The organism is Fictibacillus nanhaiensis (assembly GCF_023715445.1).
In the GTDB taxonomy this organism is placed as follows: domain Bacteria; phylum Bacillota; class Bacilli; order Bacillales; family Fictibacillaceae; genus Fictibacillus; species Fictibacillus nanhaiensis_D.
Map to the genome: position 1 here is coordinate 184951 of NZ_JAMBOD010000003.1, position 23595 is coordinate 208545.

The 23595-nt window shown below is 40.0% G+C and carries 23 protein-coding genes and 1 riboswitch; of the genes, 1 reads left to right on the plus strand and 22 read right to left on the minus strand.

Translation table 11 applies throughout. The features are described 5' to 3' along the window. Positions 1-105 precede the first annotated feature (105 nt). From fabG to M3196_RS11125, 9 genes are all read right to left on the minus strand, one after another. Positions 106-846, minus strand: a complete 741-nt coding sequence (fabG, locus tag M3196_RS11085; RefSeq protein WP_251322370.1) for a 3-oxoacyl-[acyl-carrier-protein] reductase — start codon at positions 844-846, stop codon at positions 106-108. Then, positions 839-1789: an ACP S-malonyltransferase gene (fabD, locus tag M3196_RS11090; protein WP_251322371.1), complete on the minus strand. Its 951-nt coding sequence runs from the start codon at positions 1787-1789 to the stop codon at positions 839-841. The genes fabG and fabD overlap by 8 nt, the downstream gene beginning before the upstream one ends. Positions 1790-1792: 3 nt before the next feature. Next, complete coding sequence (gene plsX / locus M3196_RS11095) at positions 1793-2791, minus strand: phosphate acyltransferase PlsX (RefSeq protein WP_251322372.1); 999 nt, start codon at positions 2789-2791, stop codon at positions 1793-1795. A 6-nt stretch (positions 2792-2797) separates the two neighbouring features. Continuing rightward, complete coding sequence (fapR, locus tag M3196_RS11100) at positions 2798-3370, minus strand: transcription factor FapR (protein ID WP_251322373.1); 573 nt, start codon at positions 3368-3370, stop codon at positions 2798-2800. A gap of 178 nt (positions 3371-3548) precedes the next feature. Further along, the gene (recG, locus tag M3196_RS11105; protein ID WP_251322374.1) at positions 3549-5585 is read right to left on the minus strand and encodes an ATP-dependent DNA helicase RecG; all 2037 of its coding nucleotides are present in this window, start codon (positions 5583-5585) and stop codon (positions 3549-3551) included. Between the two features lie 2 nt (positions 5586-5587). Further along, complete coding sequence (gene sdaAA, locus M3196_RS11110) at positions 5588-6475, minus strand: L-serine ammonia-lyase, iron-sulfur-dependent, subunit alpha (protein WP_251322375.1); 888 nt, start codon at positions 6473-6475, stop codon at positions 5588-5590. A 14-nt stretch (positions 6476-6489) separates the two neighbouring features. Next, on the minus strand, positions 6490-7152 hold the full coding sequence (gene sdaAB, locus M3196_RS11115) for an L-serine ammonia-lyase, iron-sulfur-dependent subunit beta (protein WP_251322376.1): 663 nt from the start codon (positions 7150-7152) through the stop codon (positions 6490-6492). 94 nt (positions 7153-7246) lie between these two features. Beyond that, entirely contained in the window at positions 7247-8923 is a 1677-nt protein-coding gene (locus M3196_RS11120; RefSeq protein ID WP_251322377.1) for a DAK2 domain-containing protein, read from the minus strand. A 15-nt stretch (positions 8924-8938) separates the two neighbouring features. Next, on the minus strand, positions 8939-9301 hold the full coding sequence (locus tag M3196_RS11125) for an Asp23/Gls24 family envelope stress response protein (protein WP_066289314.1): 363 nt from the start codon (positions 9299-9301) through the stop codon (positions 8939-8941). A gap of 233 nt (positions 9302-9534) precedes the next feature. On the opposite strand from M3196_RS11125, the gene rpmB reads away from it, so the two are divergent. Then, on the plus strand, positions 9535-9723 hold the full coding sequence (gene rpmB, locus M3196_RS11130; RefSeq protein WP_066240673.1) for a 50S ribosomal protein L28: 189 nt from the start codon (positions 9535-9537) through the stop codon (positions 9721-9723). Positions 9724-10153: 430 nt separating this feature from the next. Here the strand turns inward: rpmB and spoVM are convergent, their stop codons facing one another. The 13 genes from spoVM to coaBC all read right to left on the minus strand — a co-directional run bounded on the left by spoVM (position 10154) and on the right by coaBC (position 23549). Beyond that, positions 10154-10234, minus strand: a complete 81-nt coding sequence (gene spoVM / locus M3196_RS11135) for a stage V sporulation protein SpoVM (protein WP_066240671.1) — start codon at positions 10232-10234, stop codon at positions 10154-10156. Positions 10235-10340: 106 nt separating this feature from the next. Next, complete coding sequence (locus M3196_RS11140) at positions 10341-10985, minus strand: thiamine diphosphokinase (RefSeq protein ID WP_251322378.1); 645 nt, start codon at positions 10983-10985, stop codon at positions 10341-10343. Next, positions 10982-11551, minus strand: coding sequence for an energy-coupled thiamine transporter ThiT (thiT, locus tag M3196_RS11145; protein ID WP_251322379.1), 570 nt, complete (start codon positions 11549-11551; stop codon positions 10982-10984). Before thiT ends, M3196_RS11140 begins: the two co-directional genes overlap by 4 nt. 96 nt (positions 11552-11647) lie before the next feature. Then, a riboswitch (TPP riboswitch) is annotated at positions 11648-11755 on the minus strand. A gap of 20 nt (positions 11756-11775) precedes the next feature. Beyond that, a complete protein-coding gene (rpe, locus tag M3196_RS11150) occupies positions 11776-12423 on the minus strand; it encodes a ribulose-phosphate 3-epimerase (protein WP_251322380.1) in 648 nt (215 codons plus the stop codon). Further along, on the minus strand, positions 12424-13314 hold the full coding sequence (gene rsgA / locus M3196_RS11155; RefSeq protein WP_251322381.1) for a ribosome small subunit-dependent GTPase A: 891 nt from the start codon (positions 13312-13314) through the stop codon (positions 12424-12426). A 2-nt stretch (positions 13315-13316) separates the two neighbouring features. Then, positions 13317-15290, minus strand: coding sequence for a Stk1 family PASTA domain-containing Ser/Thr kinase (gene pknB / locus M3196_RS11160; RefSeq protein WP_251322382.1), 1974 nt, complete (start codon positions 15288-15290; stop codon positions 13317-13319). Then, on the minus strand, positions 15287-16045 hold the full coding sequence (locus M3196_RS11165) for a Stp1/IreP family PP2C-type Ser/Thr phosphatase (protein ID WP_251322383.1): 759 nt from the start codon (positions 16043-16045) through the stop codon (positions 15287-15289). The genes pknB and M3196_RS11165 overlap by 4 nt, the downstream gene beginning before the upstream one ends. Positions 16046-16052: 7 nt before the next feature. Further along, positions 16053-17138 (minus strand): 23S rRNA (adenine(2503)-C(2))-methyltransferase RlmN, encoded by a 1086-nt coding sequence (gene rlmN, locus M3196_RS11170; protein ID WP_251322384.1) that lies wholly within the window; start codon positions 17136-17138, stop codon positions 16053-16055. Beyond that, a complete protein-coding gene (gene rsmB, locus M3196_RS11175) occupies positions 17131-18504 on the minus strand; it encodes a 16S rRNA (cytosine(967)-C(5))-methyltransferase RsmB (protein ID WP_251322385.1) in 1374 nt (457 codons plus the stop codon). The genes rlmN and rsmB overlap by 8 nt, the downstream gene beginning before the upstream one ends. Before the next feature lie 2 nt (positions 18505-18506). Continuing rightward, entirely contained in the window at positions 18507-19436 is a 930-nt protein-coding gene (gene fmt, locus M3196_RS11180; protein WP_251322386.1) for a methionyl-tRNA formyltransferase, read from the minus strand. A gap of 6 nt (positions 19437-19442) precedes the next feature. Then, entirely contained in the window at positions 19443-19916 is a 474-nt protein-coding gene (gene def / locus M3196_RS11185; protein WP_251322387.1) for a peptide deformylase, read from the minus strand. 16 nt (positions 19917-19932) lie between these two features. Next, positions 19933-22341: a primosomal protein N' gene (priA, locus tag M3196_RS11190; RefSeq protein ID WP_251322570.1), complete on the minus strand. Its 2409-nt coding sequence runs from the start codon at positions 22339-22341 to the stop codon at positions 19933-19935. Next, positions 22338-23549: a bifunctional phosphopantothenoylcysteine decarboxylase/phosphopantothenate--cysteine ligase CoaBC gene (coaBC, locus tag M3196_RS11195; RefSeq protein WP_251322571.1), complete on the minus strand. Its 1212-nt coding sequence runs from the start codon at positions 23547-23549 to the stop codon at positions 22338-22340. The genes priA and coaBC overlap by 4 nt, the downstream gene beginning before the upstream one ends. Between the last annotated feature and the right edge of the window lie 46 nt (positions 23550-23595).

Genomic DNA, 23595 nt, shown 5'->3' on the forward strand with positions numbered 1-23595 from the left:
AATCAACTAGTCCATGAAGTGAATCAATAAAATGAACCAAAGCTACAATCTTTTAGAGAAGAGCCTTTTGAAAAGAGCCATTAAATATCAAGCTAACCAGCAGGATTACATAATCATTCCGCCGTCGACATGAAGCGTCTGTCCTGTAATATAAGAGCTTGAATCACTTGCTAAAAACACTGCAGCTGCTGCAATATCATCAGGCTGACCAAAGCGTGCAAGCGGAATATTTCTTAGCATATCTTCTTTAATGCCTTCTTCAAGCTTCCCTGTCATATCCGTTTCAATGAAACCTGGGGCAATAGCATTAACTGTTATTCCTCTTGAGGACAGCTCTTTGGCACTTGTTTTTGTAAGGCCGATCACGCCAGCCTTTGCTGCTACATAGTTAGCTTGACCTGCGTTGCCTGCAACCCCAACGATAGAAGCGATGTTGATGATACGCCCTTGCCTTTGCTTCATCATTTGTCTTGTAACAGCTTTTGTAGTTAAGAATACACCTTTTAGATTGGTATTAATTACAGCGTCCCAATCTTCTTCTTTCATTCTCATAATCAGATTATCTCTCGTAATTCCTGCATTATTTACTAGAACATCCAGTGTGCCAAATTCATCAATTACAGACTTCACCATGTTCGTTACATCTTCTGAATTTGAAATATCCGCTTTTATAGCAAATGCTATACCGCCGTTCGCTTTAATTTCATCAACGACTTCATTCGCTTTAGCTTCACTTCCAGAATAGTTTACAGCTACCTTCGCTCCATTTTTTGCAAAATATAGTGCAATAGCACGCCCGATCCCACGAGAAGCACCTGTTACCAAGACAGATTTATTATTAAGCATCAACAGATTCCCCTTTCAGTTTTTCCAAGGCTTGCTTCATTGAATCCATGTCACCGACTGCAAAAACATTTGCACGGCGGTTTACTTTTTTCACAAGACCGCATAAAACTTTTCCTGGTCCGATCTCGATGAAAGTATCAACACCAGCATCCATTAATTCTCTAATCGTTTCCTCCCAGCGAACTGGCGAATATAGTTGTTCAATCAACTTTTCTTTTATTTCATCCTTCGATGTTACAGGTTTCGCTGTAACGTTTGCGATTACAGGTGTTTTTGCATCATGTATCGTGATTTTGGATAAGACATCTGCAAATTTTTCCGCAGCCGGCTTCATCAGTGCTGAATGAAAGGGCCCGCTTACTTGCAGCGGTATTACCTTAGCCCCCTCTTCTTTCGCTTGACCGCTCGCCTTTTCTACACCTTCAACTGTGCCAGAAATAACAATTTGCCCCGGACAGTTCAAGTTTGCTACCTGTACACTGTCTCCAGATTCGCTTACTTCAGCTGTGATTGCTTCTAGGCGTTCTTGATCGAATCCGATTACAGCTGCCATTGTTCCTACGCCTGCCGGAACTGCTTCTTCCATTAGTAGTCCGCGGTTTCGAACGGCATAAACAGCATCTTCAAATGAAATACTTTCTGCTGCAACTAGGGCTGAATATTCACCAAGGCTATGTCCGGCTGTAAAATCCGGAGATATCCCATGTTTCTTAAAAATTTCAAGGACAGCTGTAGAAACAGTCAATAATGCCGGCTGTGTATTTTCAGTTTTTTTCAAGACTTCTTCTGGTCCTTCGAAGATTATTGTTGAAAGATCAAAGTTTAGTTTTTCATCTGCTTTTTCAAAAATTTCTTTCGCGTGAGGTTCTTGTTCAGCTAGCTGTTTTCCCATTCCAGTGAATTGAGAACCTTGTCCAGGAAAAAGAAAGGCGATTTTACCCATGATTTATTCCTCCTTTTGACCTTCAGGTTGTAAGTGGCTCAGAATAGTATTTACAACATCTTTATCTACCATGTCTTTTGTTTGTCTGATAGCATTCAGGACAGCATTCGCATTGGACGAACCATGCGCTTTAATGACTGGTGCTGCAAGGCCAAACAAGCCAGCACCGCCATATTCTGTATAATCGAGTTTACCTTTTATACCTCTCAGCTTTGGCTTTAATACACCAGCTGCGATCTTGCTCATTAAGCTTGATGTAAGTGTGTCTTTTATCATTGAGAACATGCTCATTGCAGTACCTTCGATTGACTTTAGTACAAGGTTTCCTGCAAAACCGTCGCATACTACGACATCTGCTGCTCCGCTCAAGAGATCTCTGGATTCTACATTTCCTACAAAATTAATATCGGCTTCTTCTAAAAGCGGAAATGCCGCTTTTGTTAAGGCATTGCCTTTTTCGTTTTCTGTACCGACATTTAAAAGTCCCACACGCGGTTCTGCGATTCCTCTGACTTGCTGGCAATAAACCGAACCCATTAATGCGTATTGCAAAAGGTGCTCCGGCTTCGCATCCATGTTTGCTCCAACATCTAAAAATAAAAATCCTCTTCCATCCAATGTAGGAAGTGTGGGTGCCAGCGCAGGTCTTTCAATCCCTTTAATCCGACCAACATAAAAAAGACCGCTTGCCATCAGTGCTCCTGTATTACCCGCAGAAATATACGCATCTGCGTTTCCGGATTTCACTTCATTAGCTGCCAAGACCATTGAAGCATTCTTTTTCCGGCGTACTGCACGAACAGGTTCCTCGGCTGTTTCAATTACTTCAGTCGTATGGATAATTTTGAAAGAATGATTGCTTGGTAAATTTTCATTAATCTTATCTTGATCTCCCACCAAAGTGATGGAAAGGTCAGGATATTGTTCAACAGCCAGCAATGCACCTTTTACGATTTCCTTTGGTGCATTGTCACCGCCCATTGCATCTATTGCGATAATCATGCTGATTTAACTTCCTTCCTTTGAATCTTGTTTGGATCGGAACATTATAAATTCGCCATTAAAAACAAGTTCTTTTTCTACAAAGCTATTAACTTCTACACTTGTCCGCTCAGTGCCCTTTTCAGTAACTTTGGCTTTTGCAACAATTCTTTCTCCAACCTTTACCGGGCGGGAGAACCGAATGTTCGCTCTGGCAGTTAATGCGAGTTCATCATTTATAATCGCAACAGCTAAAGAGTTTGCCTGTGCAAAAACATGATGGCCTCTGGCTATTTTATTGCGTGAAAATACATGCTCTTCTTTTATATCAAGTATAGAAATAGCTGACTCATCTAACTGCAGGTCAATAATTTCACCAATGACTTCTTCAAGAGGCAGCGCCTTAACATCATCCAGCTTGGTTTCAGCTACTGACTTAATTCTTTCTCGTAATTCAGGTATAGAAAGTTCTAGCCTGTCGAGACGAATTGTCTGAACACTGACACCGAATTTTTCTGCAAGTTCTTCGTCTGTAATGAAAGGTGTCTGATTAATTGTTTCTTTCAGCAGCTCTTGCCGCTCCCGTTTTGTTTTTTTCATAAATACTTTCCTTCTTCCATTCAAAAGGTCCCATTTATGAGAAAGGTAGTCTTTCTGCAAATGAAGGGCGTTAGAAAAGCAGGTGCCTATTAAAAAGGCGTACCTGCTAAGTTGACTTTCTGCTATTAAGAGCTGGTACTAATAGTAGTATATAGTATCAATACTCTTCTTTCAAGGACTAATCAAGTCTTTCTTTATCTAGCACGCCGTTGTTTGCAAGGGTTTCTCTTATGAGAGAGTATGCATCGTCATGCCAGAATTCATCTGAATTCACAAGTTTAGCTGCATCATTCCTTGCTGTCTCTAAGATCCTATAATCATGCACTAGATCTGCTACTTTAAAAGCTGGAAGGCCGCTCTGTTTGTTGCCAAAGAAATCTCCTGGACCGCGGAGTTCCAAATCTTTTTCGGAGAGTTCAAAACCGTTTGTCGTTTCAGTCATAATCCTCATCCGTTCTTGGCCTTCTTCGGTTTTGGGATCTGCAATGAGGACACAATAGGACTGCTCACTTCCACGGCCAACTCTTCCTCTTAACTGATGCAGCTGTGATAATCCGAACCGCTCAGCATCATAGATTACCATGATTGTAGCGTTCGGAACATTAACTCCTACTTCAACTACAGTCGTAGAAACAAGAATCTGGCATTGATTAGCTGCAAATCTTCTCATCACTTCATCTTTTTCTGAAGGGTGGAGCCTGCCGTGCATCAATCCAACTTCATACTCATGAAAATATTGTGTTAGTTGGGCATGTACATCAATTGCATTCTGTACATCAACTTTTTCGGATTCTTCAATAAGAGGACAGATTACGTATGCTTGTCTCCCGCTAACGATCTCTTTTTTAATAAAATCAAGAACACGTTCTAGCATCCCGTGTTTTGCCCAATGTGTAATAATAGGTTTCCTTCCTGCTGGCATCACATCTATCGTAGATACATCCATATCTCCAAAAGCTGAAATAGCAAGTGTCCGCGGTATCGGAGTGGCCGTCATGAAGAGCACATCCGGCTTTTCTCCTTTTTCCCTTAAGATTCTTCTCTGGTTTACACCAAAACGGTGCTGTTCATCTGTTATAACCAGACCAAGATTCTTAAAACCCACTTCATCCTGAATCAAAGCATGTGTTCCCACTATGATCTGAATTTCGCCTTGACTTAAAAGACTTAATGTTTCTTTTCGAAGCTTTCCTTTTACAGAGCTTGTTAATAAAGCAACGGTTATGCCAAACGGCTTAAACAGTTCTTTCAAAGACTGAAAATGCTGCTCAGCAAGAATTTCAGTAGGGACCATTAATGCTCCCTGTCTGTTTGCCGTTACTGCAGCGTACAATGCAATTGCAGCAACGACGGTCTTCCCAGAGCCAACATCACCTTGCAGGAGTCTGTTCATGCGGCTCGTTCCGGAAAGATCTATTAGGATCTCCTCTACTACCCGCTGTTGAGCTTCTGTAAGCTGAAAAGGAAGTGACTTTATAAATGCCTCTACTTTTTTCCTGTTATACAAGAGAGAGGCACCTTCGGATTGCTGTCTATTCCACTTTCTGAAGATCTGCATCTTAAACTGAAAAAATAAGAGCTCTTCATAAGCAAGCCTTCTTCTGCCCGCTTTTAATGCTTGAAAGTTCTCCGGGAAATGCATCATTTTTAATGCAGCTTCTTTTCCGGGCAAACGATATGCTTCACGCATTTTTTGCGGCAGGGGGTCTGAGATTTGACCCGTATATTGTTTAAAAGCCTGGCTTATGATCTTGCGCATCGTTTTTCCATGAAGTGTTCCCTTTACCGAATAAACTGGCTCTATTTTTCTGTCTTCTGAAAATGTTCCAAAATGAACATCACTAACAGTTAATGTCATTTTATTCCGGTCCCATTTCCCTGTTATGGTTAAGGTTTGACCAAGGGAGATTTGGCTCTTTAAAAATGGACGGTTGAAGATAACAGCAGTTATTAAATACTTGCCTATCAGCATCCGAAAGGAGAGTCGTGATTTTTTTCTCGGAAAATAACGTAAAGAAGGCTCAGAATGAACCTTCCCTTCGATGGTAGCTTTTTCGTCATGTGCAATCTCGGATAGATCTTTGATCTGATAATCTTCGTATCGATAAGGCAAGTACTCCAGTAAATCTTGTACGTTTAGAATGCCCATACTCGCTAATTCTTCTGCTTTTTTTTCACCGATTCCCTGAACGGCAGTTATTGGTTCTGTAAGCATAATCACTTCTGATTTAACGGTATGCCAAATATTTTTGCCTCGAGCTCTCTTCCAGTTGGAGTGGCAGCTAGACCGCCCTGAGCCGTTTCCCGAAGAGCAGAAGGCATAGACTGACCGATTTTATACATGGCATCTATTACTTCGTCACAAGGGATTCTGCTTACGATCCCAGCAAGTGCCATGTCTGCCGCAACAATGGCATTGCTTGCACCCATCGCGTTTCTTTTTACACATGGAACCTCTACAAGACCTGCTACTGGGTCACATACTAAACCAAGCATGTTCTTTAACGCTATGGCCATTGCCTCAGCAGCCTGAGAAGGTGTTCCTCCTGCTAATTCAACGATAGCAGCAGCCGCCATACCCGTTGCTGAGCCAACCTCTGCCTGACAGCCGCCAGCAGCACCAGAGATAGAAGCATTATTTGCTACAACGAAACCGAACGCACCTGCTGTAAACAAATATTCAATCATCTGTTCACGTGTTGGATTCAGTTTTTCTTTTAATGCAAACAGTGTTCCCGGTACCACTCCGGCAGAACCGGCTGTTGGGGTCGCACAGATTGTACCCATTGCCGCATTAACTTCATTGGTCGCCATAGCTTTACTAACGGCATCCAGCATTAGATCACCTGACAGAGATTTGCCAGACTTAATATAGTTCTGCAGAAGCTTTCCATCTCCGCCTGTCAGACCAGAATGAGATTTAACGTCCTCAGTAATCCCGCGTAATACGGCTTCTTCCATAACGGTTAAATTACGATCCATGAATGAAGTTACTTCTTCTCTTGAACGTCCTGTCACTTCCATTTCTTGTTCAATCATTATATCCGCAATTTTACATTGCTTTGATACAGCTAATTCTATTAATTCAGCTACATTACGAAACATCCGTTCCTCACCTCTTAATCATGTATCTTTACGACTTGCTGAACGATAGGAAGAGAATTTAATTCATTAATGATTTTTTCATCTGCATTTTGATCGATTTCAATAACCATTAATGCTTCTTTTCCCTTTTCCTTCCGAGAAACTTCCATATGTCCGATATTTATTTCATGTTTTGCCAGTATGTTGGCAACTCCTGCTATAGCACCATATTTATCATTGTGAACGATCAGAAGCGCAGGATGGTTCCCTGAGAGTCTTAGGCTGAATCCGTTCAGTTCCGTAATCTCGATTTTCCCTCCGCCAATGGAGATCCCCACAACTTCAATTTGCCCTTTGCTATCCCCAATTATAACGCGTGCCGTATTTGGATGATCAGTAACGGCATCTTCTTCGGTCATGGATACTTCGATCCCTTCCTGCTTCGCTATTGTAAGCGCATCCACAATCCGGGTATCAAATGTATCATAATCTAATATGCCGCCCACTATGGCAACATCAGTACCATGGCCGCGGTACGTTTTCGCGAATGAACCATAAAAAGAAATCTTTGCATATTCGGGTTTTCTTCCGAATAAGTGCCTTGCTACTCTTCCGATTCTTGCAGCACCAGCTGTATGTGAGCTTGATGGTCCAATCATAATAGGACCGATAATATCAAAAACACTTTTATATTTCATGATGATCTCCTTCGATTGCGTTTTCTCCCAATAAAATAAGTATTCCCTCTTAACTCTATCACACTTTAAGTTTAAGAGAGAATACTTTTAATTTTTACTCAACCGATAGAATGAATGAGTAGATCGGCTGTTTTCCATTATGGATTTCAGCTTCTGCATCAGGAAATTTTTCTTCGATGAAATCAGCAAGTTCCTGTGCCTCATCTTCAGAAGAGTCTTCCCCATAAATAATGGTTACGATCTCAGAATCTTCATCCATCATTTTTGCTAAGAGTTCTTTAGTCACTTCTTGTTTATCTGCTTTAGAAGTGATGATTTTCCCCTCTGAAATTCCCATAAAATCACCTTTTGCAATCTCAACGCCATCGATGGACGTATCTCTGACAGCATAGGTTACTTGTCCGGATTTTACCGAGGAGATTGCTTCGTTCATCTTCTTTTCGTTTTCCTTCATATCTGCTGAAGGATTAAACGCGAGGATGGATGCAATTCCTTGAGGAACTGTTTTTGTCCGAATGATCACTACTTCCTCATCAACAACACTTGCAGCTTGTTCAGATGCCATAATGATGTTGCTGTTGTTCGGAAGAATGAAAATCTTCTCTGCGTTAACTTCAGAAATAGCGCGTACAATATCTTCCGTACTTGGGTTCATCGTTTGTCCGCCCTGGATAACAGATGCTCCCATTGAAGAAAACATTTCTTCAATCCCATCACCCATTGCTACAGTAACAATTCCATATTCTTTCTTCTTTTCTGCAGGTGCTTGAGAATACGAAGGAATTACTTCATTTTCGCTTTCTAAAATGGCTGAATGCTGTTCACGCATATTCTCAATCTTAATATTGATTAAACTTCCATAACGGTGAGCCAGTGTCAGCATATTTCCAGGCTGTTCCGTGTGTATATGAACCTTTACCACATCATCATCGGCAACTACTAAAAGTGAATCACCATGCTGACTTAACTCGTTTCGGAAGCTGATTTCATCAAAAGGATTGGTTTTGATTTTATTCTCTTCAAATTTCACCATGAATTCTGTGCAATATCCAAAATGAATATCTTCCGTTTTCATATGAACCTGTGCTTTGTGATGTTCTGCGTTGACAAGTTCGCCCATTGAAGGAGCATTCGCAGAAACCTTTGGAAGCTCTTTCCCTTCTAAAACGGCTAAAAATCCTTCATATACAGTGACAAGACCTTGTCCGCCAGAGTCAACTACGCCTACTTCTTTTAATACTGGAAGAAGATCTGGAGTGCGCTTTAAGGAAGCTTTTGATTCTTTAACAAGTTCTTTCATAATATATAGTACGTCATCAGACTTTTTAGCTTCTTTTACAGCTTTCTTAGCAGCATCTTTAGCAACTGTTAAGATTGTACCTTCTACTGGTTTCATTACAGCCTTATAAGCTGTTTCTACACCTTTATCGAACGCATTTGCAAATTCGGCTGCCGTAATGGATTCTTTTCCTTCAACTGCTTTAGAGAACCCTCTAAAGAGCTGAGATAAGATTACCCCAGAGTTTCCTCTAGCTCCCATTAACAAACCTTTTGCGAATGCATTCGCAACTGCCCCAATCTGACTAGATGTGTTCTTCTGTACTTCTTTGGCACCAGATGTAATCGTTAAGTTCATGTTTGTTCCCGTATCACCATCCGGCACAGGAAATACATTAAGTGCATCGACCATTGCTGCATTTCTCGATAAGTTTGAAGCACCCTCGAGCACCATTTTTGCAAACTTTTTTCCGTCTAATACTTTTAAAGACACAAAACTTCCTCCTAACTAAGGGGTTGTCACCCTGACACCCTGAACATAGATATTGACAGAGTCAACTGCTAATCCAAGCATTTGATCCAGGGTATATTTCACTTTGTTCTGAACATTATGAGCCACTTCAGAAATCTTTGTTCCGTAGCTTACAATGATATACATATCAATATGTACTTCATCTTCCTCTTGTCGGACAACGATCCCTCGGGAGAAATTTTCACGTCCTAAAAGTTCAGTTAATCCATCCTTCAATTGCTTTCTTGATGCCATGCCAACAATTCCGTAACAATCGATTGCAGCACCGCCAGCGATCGTTGCAATCACTTCATTAGAAATATCAATTTGACCATAGGTTGTTTTCATTTCAATGGACATGCTTATATCCCCCTTTAAATTGTAAATGGCTAACAAATATTTTACTATACATTAAGTTTTTTTGAAAGGACTACTACATTTCACACTATGTAAATAGTAATGTCAAGGAAATTTACTTGAAAACCTAAATGAATATGTTGCAATGGAAAGAGAGTCATGCTAATATTATTTAGTATTTAACATACGATTGAATTGATGCAAAGCTTTTTTGCTGTAAAGGAGGTTCACCTACTATGGCTCGTAAATGTTTTATTACCGGAAAAGGACCTAAAACTGGAAACAAGCGTTCTCACGCTATGAACAAATCAAAGAAAAGCTGGGGAGCTAATGTCCAAAAGGTTCGCATTCTTGTGGACGGAAAGCCTAAGCGCGTATACGTATCTGCTCGTGCACTTAAATCAGGTAAAGTAGAACGCGTTTAATAAAAAAATGGCAGCACTCGCTGCTGTTTTTTTTGTTTTCAAGATGAATAGAAATATTGAGGCTGACCCGAAAAGTACGTTTTTGGGTCAGCTTTTTCATTTTAACTAGTTTATTTATAAGATAATTATCGCTCCAGCAATCTAAAGTTTTATTGAATGCAGATGTATTTGTCGAAAAGCCTATAAATATGATTTTACGGCCTGGAAATTTTTATTAGGCCTATAAAATTTATTTACAGCCTACAAAGTATAAATTAGGGCCTAGTAATTTAAATTACGGCCTAGAACTAGACCCCACAGGCGCAATAAGCCGAGGAGGCTCGGAAAGCGAGCATCCTGGAGCGGAAATTAACCATTTCTATAAGCAACAAAGTTTACGAAAACAGCCTTATCAAACAAAAAAAGCGCCTTGGGGCGCTTTTTTTGTTTGTTATCCTTTTTTAAAAGAACCTAAGATGGCACGTACGAATCCCCCTAAAAATCTAGGAAGTTTAATGGTATAAAATTTCATCTTACCCCTCCTCCAGGCCCATAAAAAATGATAAGAGCAAAAACCATAAAATACAATATTCCCCGTCTTATAAAAAGGTGTCTCGGGGCCTGTTTTCCGTGTTTAATTAATCACGGCTCTTTACCATCAATATTATGCCAGAGTCGAAAGAATAAGTACCACTTTTATTTACAAGCTCATTTGATATACATAGTGAAGATCCTATTTGCAGAGATGCCTTTTGCAGCGGGTATTTAAAACCTTCCAGCGTAATCCCTTTTACTTCATCTTCAAAAGCAAGAAAAGATATATAAGAATATGATGAATCGTATTCAATCGAATACATTCCAGGAATTCTTATAGAGATTTCATTTTTTATATCTACTACTTTAACATCAGCATTGCTAGAAACCGTTCTATAAAGAAACTGAATGTTCATCAACTCGTGGTCGATTCTTCCGCCGGTTGCCCCAAACAATAATATTTCTTCTGGCTCTTGATCCAGCGCCCATTGCAAAGCTAATTCCATATCAGTCTTGTCTTTTTCAGACTGATATTCATTCAGGATGATATCAAGGTTTAATATTGTTTCCTTTTCGGCTTCTGAGACTGAATCAAAATCACCGAATGCAATCCCAGGTATTATCCCCTGCTCTAAAATGATGAACGTTCCTCTGTCAACACCTATCCACACTGAATCAGATCCGCTGTTATATTTCTTTAGTTCAGGTATAAGGTGTTCAGGACCTCCTGCAACAATTCTTAATTTCATGCTGCTTGATGATATCCCTTTCTGGCTGCATGCAATAATCTCGGAGATGTGTTAGTTAATAAAATCACCACAAGAGATGTTATTGCAAAAATAACGACCATAAACGAACCGTTATACATGATGGAATAAAGCCATACATTCATTTCTTCTGCAAACTCACTAAAGAATATAACCCCAGAAAAAACGTGTGAAGCCAGTCTCAGAATACATCCAATTAAAATACCTGTTACCATCAATACAGATCTTTTTGCCTTATTTTGATAGATGGATGGGGCAAATGCACCTGCAACCCCAGCCAATGCAAAAGCAAGCGGGTAATCAAGAATAAGCTGTGCAGGGTGAACGATATACGGGTTAACAAGCAACTGAAGCATTCCGACAACTAAACCAGTAAATACTCCAGCTTTTAAGCCTCTTCTGAAGGCCATTAAAAAAATCGGCACCATCTCAAGCGAAACTGAACCGCCTTGCGGCCAAACACCATTAAATTTAATCAATCCCAAGATCAGTGACAGTGCTGCCATTATAGCTATTTCTGTTAATAGTGAAACATTGTTATTTTTCATCTGTATCCTCCCAAAACAATAGATTTGAAGAAAATAAAAAAAGCAACCGGGCGTGTGAGCTCGGCTGCTTTATCATTCATATCCATAGGATACAAAAGGCATACGACTCCACATCCCTACGCAAGCATGATCTTGCTTCAGGTTCAAAGGGTCGGGAGAAACACTCCCCTCTCAGCCCATTATCGGACTCCCCCTGTGGTTGCTTATTAAATTTTCAATCTCTATTATACACCACGAATGGAGCTGATTGCATCTTTTAGATCTTTTTTCCCATAAATGGCAGAACCGGCAACTAAAACATTCGCTCCAGCTTCAATGCATAGAGGAGCTGTTTCAGCATTTACACCCCCATCTACTTCTATTTCAACATTCAGTCCATGAGCGTGTACAAGTTCTGACACTTCTCTGATTTTCGGGATTACATTTTGAATAAATGACTGTCCTCCGAAACCTGGGTTTACTGTCATTAGCAGTACAAGATCAATATCATGAATAATATGCTTAATCGTATCTACAGGTGTAGCAGGGTTTAAAACAACGCCGGCTTTTACACCTTTCTTTTTAATCATTTGTATTGTTCTGTGAAGATGAGTTGATGCCTCAACATGAACAGTAATAATATCCGCTCCGGCATTTACAAACGCATCAATATATAACTCTGGTTTTTCAATCATCAGATGGACATCCAGAGGCAATTTTGTTATTGGACGTATCGCTTGTACAACGAGCGGACCCAATGTAATATTCGGTACAAAATGCCCATCCATCACATCAACATGAATGTAATCGGCACCTGCCATCTCTACCGCTTTAATTTCTTCTCCTAGCTTTGAAAAGTCAGCCGACAAAATAGAAGGAGCTATTTTAACCATTTAGTACCTCCGTTTTTGATCTTTAATTTCTTGCAAGAAATTCACATAATGCTCATACCGGAATTTCGGGATCGCACCTTCTTCTACCCCCTGCTTCACGGCACATTTAGGCTCAGAAGTATGAGAGCATACTCGGAATTTACATTCACCGCGTCTCTCATTCATCTCGGGAAAATACATGGATAAATCTTCGGCCTCAATGTTCATAAAATCTAGCGAACTGAATCCAGGAGTATCCGCTACAAGGCCATTTCCGAATGGGATCAGTTCAACGTGCCTTGTCGTATGTTTTCCTCTTCCTAGATGACTGGAAATCTCATTCGTTTCAAGCATTAGCTCAGGGTTGATGGCATTTAATAACGATGATTTACCAACACCAGACTGACCAGCAAATACGGTTGCTTTATCTTTAAATAGCGGGTAGAACATCTCGAGGCTTTCATCCGTTTTTGTAGATGTCGGAATCACTTCGTATCCCAATTTTTTATACGAATCAATATACGTTTGAATCTCTGCAAAATCCTTTGTTTCCTGAACAAGATCCATCTTAGAAACACAAATAACCGGCAATATATCATTTGCTTCTATATGCACAAGAAATCTGTCTAACAAGAGCGGGCTGAAATCTGGTTCTGTAGCCGAAAAAACGAGAATGGCCTGGTCTATGTTCGCGATAGGCGGGCGGACTAATTCATTTTTCCGTTCTTTTACGTCAAGGATATATCCATCCGTAATATTGCTGGATTCAAACTCAACCCAGTCTCCAACTAATGGATTCACTTTTTTCTTACGGAAGTTTCCTCTGCCCCTGCATTGGAAAACTTCAGAATTCCCGTTTTCCTTTACGTAATAAAAACCAGCCAGCGCTTTAACGATTCTTCCTTCAGGCATGCTTAATCACCATCGTCCCCTTCCTCAATTTCTTCATATTTTATCGTTTCTTTCTTTTGCTCTTTATCATTAATATAAACGACGTAAGAAGCTGAACCGCCTTCAGCAATTGTTAATGGTAGCTGATATCTTGTCGTCTCTGTTATCTCTTCATCTTTAAAGACTTCGTTCGAAGCATTTTTGTCTGAATAAACGATTCTTACGCGAACCGGTTCTTTTTTCCCTTTTTTATCAATCTTTACTTCGATATCTTTTGTTGTTGTTCTATCTACCGATTGTTCTTCATCTGCAGGCGGTTCTTCCGTTTCTTCGGGACCGTCAGATAAAACAATTGAAATCGTTGCACCTTTTTCAACTTCTGTAAAAGCAGAAGGATCCTGAGAGATTACTAATCCTTTTTCAACAGAATCTGAAGGCTCAGAAGAGAATTGCACGGTTAAACCTTCGCTTTCTGCAAAGTTCTTAACATTCTCTTCGGTTAATCCGATTAGATTCGGCACTTGTACAGTTGGTGTTCCGGAACTGACCGTTAAAGTTACGGTTGTTTCAGCAGGTGTCACTTTTTCATCACGGTCAGGACTTTGCGTCAGTACAGTGCCTTCTGGCTCTGTATCTGATTCTTCGTAGTTGATATCAATATCTGTAAATCCTTTACCGTTTAAAATCTCCTTAGCTGAATCGATGTTCAAACCTTCTACATCAGGCATATTTTCCTTTTCAGGTCCTTTTGATACATACAAGGTAATGACAGCGTTTTGCTTTACTTTCGTTCCAGGTGATGGATCCTGTCTGACTATATGTCCTTCTTCAATCTCAGAGTCAAATACTTCTTGGCGTTTAACATCAAGTCCTTGTGCCTTTAGCTGATCAAAAGCATCAATGTATTCTTCACCAATCACGTCAGGAACATCGACTTCATCGACGTGAAAAACAGACGGAAGAATCGTAAATGCTGCTATAGTTGCACCACCTGTTAAAAGAAGAGCAATTAATATGATAAGCCACCATTTTCTTTTCTTTTTAGGCTTCTCCGGATTTTTTCCTTCTTCTGGAACATTATTTTTTTCTTTTATGTCCGGAGGTGGAACCACAGGAGGCATATATTTTGTTTTCTCATCCTCATCACTGTCTTCATTCCATTTCTGTTCGTACATTCTATCCGGATCTAAAGCCGTATTCATATCACGCAAAAGTTCTTGTGCGTTGTCATATCTTCTTAAAGGATTTTTCGCTAGCGACTTTAAAATAATATTTTCAACGCTCTGAGGAATTTCTGGATTCAGCCTTCTTGGCTCAATTACATTTTCCTGCAGATGCTTTAAAGCAACAGAAACCGGTGAATCTCCGACAAAAGGAACTCTTCCAGTAACCATTTCATACAGCACAGCACCAAAGGAATAGATATCCGATTTTGCGTTTGCTATTCCTCCTCGAGCCTGTTCTGGAGAAAAATAATGAACAGATCCTAATATAGAATTTGTATGGGTTATTGTAGCGGAAGTTATAGCTAACGCAATACCAAAATCAGTTAATTTAGCTGTACCATTTTCAGTTATTAAAATATTATGGGGTTTGATATCCCTGTGAATAATACCATGATCATGGGCAACAGCCATACCTGAAACAATTTGCTTCATAATGTGCAAGGATTCTTCAACTGAGATCTTTCCGTGTTCTTTTATGTATTGTTTAAGTGTTTTTCCCTGCACGTACTCCATAACAATAAAATAGATTTCTTCATCTTCCCCCACGTCATAAATACTGACGATGTTCGGATGATCCAGACTAGTAGCTGATTCGGCTTCCCGTTTGAAACGTCTAATAAAATCTTCATCTTTATTAAACTCTGAACGAAGAACCTTAACAGCAACATCTCGATCAAGGATTAAATCTTTTGCTCGATAAACGATGGCCATTCCGCCGTCACCAATTACTTCTAAAAGTTTGTAGCGGCCACTGACTCTTTTTCCAATCATGCTTTTGCTTCCCCTTTTATTTCTGTGTCAGAACTATTTTGAATAAGGATAGCAGTTATATTATCTTCTCCACCCGCATCTTTCGCCCAAGCGATTAATTTTTCAACCTTTTCAGCCACTGTTTCAGCAGAACTGTCTAAAGCTTCCTTAATCTTTTTAAAAGAAACTTTATCGGAGAGACCGTCAGAACAAAGCAAAAGATAATCACCGGTCTTCCAAGTGATCACGTTTAACTCTGCCTCAACTGTTTCATCTGTTCCTACTGCCTTCATAATCATGTTGCGTCTTGGATGAATTTCAGCTTCATCTTCTGTAATCTGACCAGATTTCACAAGTTCCTGAACGAGAGAATGGTCGTCGGTAACTCTTCTTAATTCTCCATTAGAGTATAAATAGCAGCGGCTGTCACCAATATGTGCCACAGTAACCTCTTTATCAGTTCCTAATGCAGCTACAATTGTAGTACCCATCCCTCTAGTTTCAGGGTTAACTTGCGAAAATTCAAAAATATGTTTGTTTGTATCACGTAAAACATTTTGGATCCAGTCTTTAAAATTACCCATATTTTCTTCAAACTGTACCCATGCAGCTTTAATTACTTTAAGGGCTTCCTGACTGGCAATATCCCCTGCTTTATGTCCGCCCATACCATCAGCAATAACTGCAAGAAAGTGTTCACCCTTTGTGAACACTTCCCCGCTGTCTTCATTATGCTTCCTTACCATTCCAACATCCGTTTGAAAGGCAATTTGCATATCCCCGTCACCTCGTCTCTTCTTTACGTTCCTTCGCACGCAGCTGACCGCATGCTGCGTCAATGTCATGTCCTTGTTCTCTTCTGATGGTGGCATTAATGCCTCTTGAGGTTAACGTCTCTAAGAACTTAAATATTTGTGTTTTTGGTGTTCTTACATAATCTCTTTCCGGTACATAGTTTACCGGGATCAAGTTAACGTGGCATTTAATATCTTTAATAAGATCCGCCAGTTCATTTGCATGTTCAACTGAATCATTAACTTTTCCGAATAAACCATATTCAAATGTAACACGTCTGCCTGTTTTCTTAATGTAATAACGGATCGAGTCCATCAATTCATTTAACGGATACATTCTGTTAACTGGCATTAAACGGCTTCGTGTTTCTGTGTTAGGGGCATGAAGAGAAATCGCAAAGTTGATTTGCATTCCTTCATCTGCAAATTTATAAATATAAGGGACTACCCCGCTCGTTGAAATCGTAATATGGCGTGCACCGATATTAAGCCCTAAATCATGGTTAATGATTTTTAAGAAAGACATGAGTCCCTCATAGTTATCAAATGGTTCACCGATTCCCATGACAACGACAGAGCTTACTCGTTCATCTGTTTCATCTAGTGCTCTTTGCACCTGCAGTACTTGGGCAACGATTTCACCCGCTTGAAGATTACGCTTTAATCCTCCTAAAGTAGAAGCACAGAACGTACATCCTAAACGGCAGCCTACTTGTGTAGTAACACAAATACTGTTTCCATACTCGTGTCTCATCAATACAGTCTCGATTGAATAACCGTCTTGAAGCTCAAATAAGAACTTAATTGTGCCATCTGCAGATTCCTGTCGTACCACTTCTTTTAGAGGTTTGATATAAAAATCTTTTTCGAGTTTCTCGCGTAATCCTATTGGAAGGTTAGTCATCTCCTCAAAAGAAGTTACACGTTTTTTATAAAGCCATTCAAAAATTTGTTTTCCTCTAAACTTAGGTTCTCTTATATCAGTCAGCCACGCTTCAAGTTCATGAAGTTCGAGTGAAAATATCGATGGTTTAATATTTGGCTTTGTTTGTTTATCTGTTAATGGTTTAAGCATGTTTCTCACCACCTGTTGTCTTTTTTCTATAAGCCGCAATGTAAAATCCGTCACTATTGAAATAATGAGGCATAATTTGCAGATCAGATCTTCCATCTAGTATAAAGGTTCTAACGTTTTCTGGCATCTTTTCGGAAAACTCTGGATCCCATTCAAATTCCGGATGATTTTTTAAAAACCAGTCCGCTACCTCACTGTTCTCCTCTTTGTCTACTGTACACGTACTATAAACAAGTATTCCTCCAGGCTTAACCATTTGAGAGGCAGTATCTAAAATATATTTTTGTATCGAAGCAAGTTTTAACACATCTTCCTCAGTCTTTGACCATTTAAGATCCGGCTTTTTCCTTATAACACCAAAACCGCTGCAAGGTGCATCAACAAGGACTCTGTCAAATGACTCTAATTCGAATTTTTCATCCGCTTTCCGCGCATCTAAAACCGAAGCATCGATATTTTTAAGGCCCAGCCTTTCAGCTTGCTTCTTGATCAGCTCTATCTTGTGCTTGTGCAGATCCAGAGAAACAATCTTCCCTGTGCCCTTCATCATTTCAGCCATATGTGTAGATTTACCGCCAGGTGCCGCGCAGGCATCAAGAATAGTTTCACCCTGTACCGGAGCTACTGACCTTGCAACTAGCATTGAGCTTTCATCCTGTATTGTTACTAGACCTTTTTTATAGACTTCTGTATCAGGAAGATAGCCTTCTTTTATTATGATACCCTCAGGAGACAATTCTCCTTCTTCAGCTGAAACTCCTTCTTGCTCGAGCAGTTGAAGAACTTCTTCTCTAGTGGCCAGCATCGTGTTTACTCTGGCTGTAACAGGAGATGACAAAAGGTTTGATTCAGCCATTTTTTCAGCATCTTCATTGCCATACTGCGTGCTCCATCGCTCAAAAAGCCACTGTGGCATACTGTAAGTTAATGCAGCTCTTTCAGCACCGCCAGCTGCTTTTTTGTCCATTTCATCTGTACCTTCGCGCTGTAATTTTCGAAGAATACCATTTACTAGACCTGCTAAGCCTTGATGGCCCCTTTGTTTTGCAATTTCAACTGCTTCATGAATGATGGCATGGTCAGGAACACGATCCATATAGATCATCTGAAATATGGATAAACGCAGCAAAGATAGCACCCAGCGGTCTTTTTTCTTTATTGGCTTATTCAATAATTGATCAAGATAAAAATCAATCGTGTTTTTCCGCTGTATCGTGCCGTAAACAATACTTGTTAAAAGACCTTTATCAATATCTTTTACGTTTGTTTTCTGCAAAGTCTGATTCAGCTGTAAATTGCTGTATGCCTGATTTTGTTCAATCTTTATTAAAACGTCCAGGGCGATTGCCCTAATGTTGTTTTCCAACTTTATTCACCTAATTTCAAGCCTTGTGGTACGCTTGCTCCTTTAAGATAATCTCTTGCGAGCATTCTCTTTTTTCCTGAGAGCTGCAAGTCCGTAATGATAATGCTCGTCTGGTCTCCAGTAGCTACCTGCAGTCCTTTTTCATGTATGCCGATCACAGTACCAGGTTCTGAAGAAATGCTGGTTTCTATTTTTTCACCCCACCATACTTTAAGTGGCTGGCTGTTTAATACCGTATAAGCCACAGGCCAAGGATGAAGACCACGAATATGGTTATAAATGTCTTTCCCTGAACGAGACCAATCAATCTTTTCTTGTTCTCTTGTTATGTTCCAGGCAAAAGTTACTTCACTTTCTTCCTGTGGGATAGGTTCAATTTTCCCATCAATAAGAAGTGGAATGGTTTCTGACAACAATTTAGCGCCCGCAGCACTTAATTTGTCATGCATCGAACCAACATGGTCTTTTTCTTCAATTGACACTTCAACTTGGGTAAGTATATCACCTGCATCTAATTTTTCAACCATATACATGATTGTAATACCCGTTTTGTCGTTGCCGTCCATAATGCTCTTATGTATCGGCGCTCCGCCTCTGTATTTTGGAAGTAAAGAGGCATGTACATTGATGCATCCATATTGAGGAGTTTCCAAAATGGCATTCGGCAGAATCTGGCCATAAGCCGCCGTAACAATCAAATCAGGCTTAAGAGTCAGAATCTCTTCATAGTTTTCTCGCAGTTTTACTGGTTGATACACAGGAATCCCGTGTTTAATAGCCTCTTCTTTTACAGGTGTCTGCCTGATTTCTTTTTTTCTTCCAACGGGCTTGTCCGGCTGTGTAACAACACCAACCACGTTATAGCCATCTTCTACTAACTGGCGGAGTACGGGCACGGAAAAGTCAGGTGTTCCCATAAATAAAATGTTCATGTTATCCTATCTCTCCAATTCCTCGTTTTCGTAATATGCGCTCACTTTAGAAGTAAACAAGATCCCATGCAGATGATCGATTTCATGTAAAAGCGCTCGAGCTAGAAAATCATTCGCTTTTAATCTAAATTCTTTTCCGTTTTCATCTTGAGCTTTCACTGTTACTTCAAAAGGACGTTCCACTTCCCCAAATAGTCCTGGAAAACTTAAGCAGCCTTCTGGTCCAGTCTGGCTGCCGGATGAAGCCGTTACAACAGGGTTGATCAATACGATCTGTCCTTCTTCATCATGAACATCAACCACGGCGATCTGTTTAGTAATTCCGACTTGAGGAGCTGCAAGTCCAACTCCTTCTGCTTCGTACATCGTATCAAACATATCATTAATAAGTTTTTTTAATTTCTTATCAAACTTTGTTACTGGTTCACATTCTGTTTCCAAAACAGGATCTGGGTGTTCTACGATTTTAAGAATTGTCATGTTTTTCTCCTTATTGCTACATAAGTGTCTGGGCATTTAACTCACCCGTAATTTGAAGATCTTTTATACTTTTATCTTTTTGAAAATGGGATATAATTTCTTCAAACCAGTTTCTTAGCTCTGGTTCATTTTTGTATTTTATCATGACCTGATAACGATATCTATCCTTCACACGTGCAATGGGAGATGTTACAGGACCAAGAAGCAGACTGTCAGGCGATAATCGTTTCGATAGGAAGCTTGCTGCTTTTTCACTAGCTTCCACTACTTGCATCAGTTCTAAATGACTGAAGGTCAACAAACCTAAATAATAAAATGGCGGATATTGATGAAGCTTCCTTGTTTTCATTTCAAAGTTATAAAAACTTTCATAATCATGCTGTGAAGCGAGTTGAATGCTGTAATGGCTAATATCATAGCCCTGAACAATAACTTTCCCTTCCAACTCGTGCCTTCCAGCCCTTCCGCTTACTTGGGTCAGCAGCTGGAATGTTTTTTCTGAGGCCCTGAAGTCCGGGAGATGAAGCATTGTATCTGCTGCCAGCACACCCACTAACGTAACCTTTGGAAAGTCAAGTCCCTTTGCAATCATCTGAGTGCCTAAAAGGATATCTGCTTCTCCATCTCCAAAAGCGGTTAACAAACGCTCATGACTTCCTTTTTTTGAAGTTGTATCAACATCCATTCTGATCACTCTTGCTTCAGGCAGAACTTTAGTAAGTTCTTCTTCTACTTTTTGAGTACCTGTACCAAAAAAGCGGATATGCTCTGATGTACAAGAAGGACATGCTGAAGGGGTAGTCTCTTTATAGCCGCAATAGTGACATTTTAATTCTCCAAATCTCTTATGGAAGGTAAGTGAGATATCACAGTGAGGACACTGTGCTACATATCCGCAATCTCTGCACAGTATAAACGAAGCATAGCCTCTCCGATTTAGAAAAAGAACGGACTGCTCACCTTTTTCAAGACCTGTTTTAAGCTTTTCCATTAATTCGTTTGAGAACATCGAGCGGTTTCCGTTTTTCAGTTCCTCTCTCATGTCAACAATCGTCACTTCTGGCATTGGATTCGAATGGACTCTTTCTTTTAATCCTGCTAGTTTATACCGCCCCTTTTGTGCTCTCGCATAAGTCTCTAAAGCAGGAGTGGCACTGCCCAGCACGATTGGACACGAATGATATCTGCCCCGCCAGATCGCCACGTCTCTTGCATGATATCGCGGATGATCTTCTTGTTTATAGCTCGTTTCGTGTTCTTCATCAATGATTACGATCCCTAAATTTTCAAAGGGCGCAAAAACAGCAGAACGCGCCCCTACGACTACAGAAACTTCTTTCCTAAGAATCTTTCGCCATTCATCATATTTCTCTCCTATAGACAATGCGCTGTGCAGCACAGCTACTGAACTGCCGAAGCGGCCTTTAAACCTGTTCACCATCTGAGGGGTAAGTGAAATTTCCGGCACTAATACAATCGCTTCTTTTCCTTTATCTAAAACAGATTGAATAGATTGAAGATAAATCTCTGTTTTTCCACTGCCTGTTACACCGTGAACGAGAATCGTCTGATGCTCGTTGTTTTCAATCGATTCTAATATAGGTGTTATGGCATTTTGCTGATTTTCTGTCAGCGAGAGTGCATCTGTCCGTTTAATGTTTCTACCTTGAAAAGGATCCCTGTATACTTCTTTTTCTTCAATAAAAAGTACACCTTTTTTACAAAGGGACTGTACCGACGATATCGACGCTCCTGTTTCGTTTAGTATTTCCTGAAGCGAATATTCACCTGGCGGCCTGCTGATCATTTCTGACAGTACTGCTTTTTGTTTCTCTGCTTTTTTCTGGTTCTGCTGCAGCATTTCTTCAGCAAGAGTTCTGTCAGCAATAGAGATAAATTTTATTTTCTTTTTATTTGCCTTATCCTTTACTTTATAAATAACATCCAGTACTCCGGTTTTTGTAAGTTCCTGAAGGTTTTTGAGCAAATGAGGGTAATGCTTGGTAACATCCATTAAACTTAGTTCATTATTCGCAGAAAATAGAGAAAATATCTCATCTGGTATTTCCTCTGGCTTCAGTATTTCGAAAAATTTTTCATAGGTCGCTTTCATGGCAGCTGGCAGCATGGCTTGATAAGCAGTGATATAAAAGCTTAGCGTACTTTCTGCAAGCCACTTTCCCAAATCAATCAGTTCAGGTGTAAGAACCGGAAGCGGGTCAAGTATTTCTGTGATGCTTTTGATCCCTTTTACAGAAGATGATGGTTTCACTTCTAAAATGAAACCCTGCAGCTTTCTTGGTCCGAATGGCACAATAACTCTCATACCAGGTTCCGCCCAATTCTTCCACTCTTCGGGAATTTTATAATCGAACGTTTTATTTACACTGCCGGAAGGAACATCAACAACAACCGCCGCTATCATCGTTTCATCATGTCCATCACTTCTTCTAATATTTCGCGAGCTGCTTTTTCTTTTGAAAGAATCGGTAGCGGGCATACCGAACCATCCTTTTTTATCATTATGATTTCGTTCGTATCACTGCCAAAACCGGACCCTTCTTTAGAAACATCGTTTCCAACTACCATATCCAAATTCTTTCTTTTTAATTTATCTTTTGCATAGTCTTCAAGGTTTTCAGTTTCAGCCGCAAATCCAACCAGAATTTGATGTTCTTTTCTATCGCCTAGAGCCTGTAAAATATCATCCGTTTTTTTCAGCTCAATCGTCCATGTATCATTTTTTTTCTTAAATTTATTTGAATGTACAGTTACTGGCGTGTAGTCTGCAACGGCTGCACATTTAATGACAACATCTTGTTCTGCATAAAGACTAAGTGCTTGATCAAACATTTCTTTTGCAGAAGTAACCCTTTCTACTTTTATTCCAGATGGGACTTCAAGGGAAGTAGGTCCTGTTACTAGAGTGACGTCAGCACCTAGTTTTTTTGCCGCTGCAGCTATCGCATATCCCATTTTTCCAGAAGAATGATTTGTAAAATAACGTACTGGATCAAGTTCTTCCCTGGTCGGGCCTGCTGTTACCATCACTTTTTTTCCTGAAAGAGTTAATGAAGATTCCTCATTTTTTTCCTGGAAATACGCATGAACAGAATCTATAAGTTCTTCTGGTTCTGCAAGTCTTCCTTTACCGATCCATCCGCAGGCAAGAAGTCCTTCATTCGGTTCTATAAATCGCCAGCCGTATGAAGCAAGTGTTTCCATGTTCTTTTTCACGGCAGGATGGTTAAACATATTAACGTTCATCGCAGGTGCGATCAGCACATCCGCTTTTGTTGCAAGTAATGTAGTTGTCAGCATATCATCAGCAATTCCATTCGCTAGTTTTCCTATTGCATTTGCTGTAGCTGGAGCAATCAATACAAGATCAGCCCAATCTGCAATTTCGATATGACTGACGACTGACGGATCTTTTTCTTCAAACGTATCTGTAAATACAACTTGTCTAGTCAGCGTTTGAAAGGTTAGTGGTGTAATGAATTTCTGGGCAGACTCTGTAAGTATAACTTTCACTTCATATCCGCTTTGATATAACTTACTTGCTACAGTAGCTGCTTTATATGCTGCAATTCCGCCTGTAACAGCAAGCAAAACTTTTTTCTTTTCCATAATAAACCCCTTCCGCCGCTCATTTGCTTAACAATTCACATCTATTTTA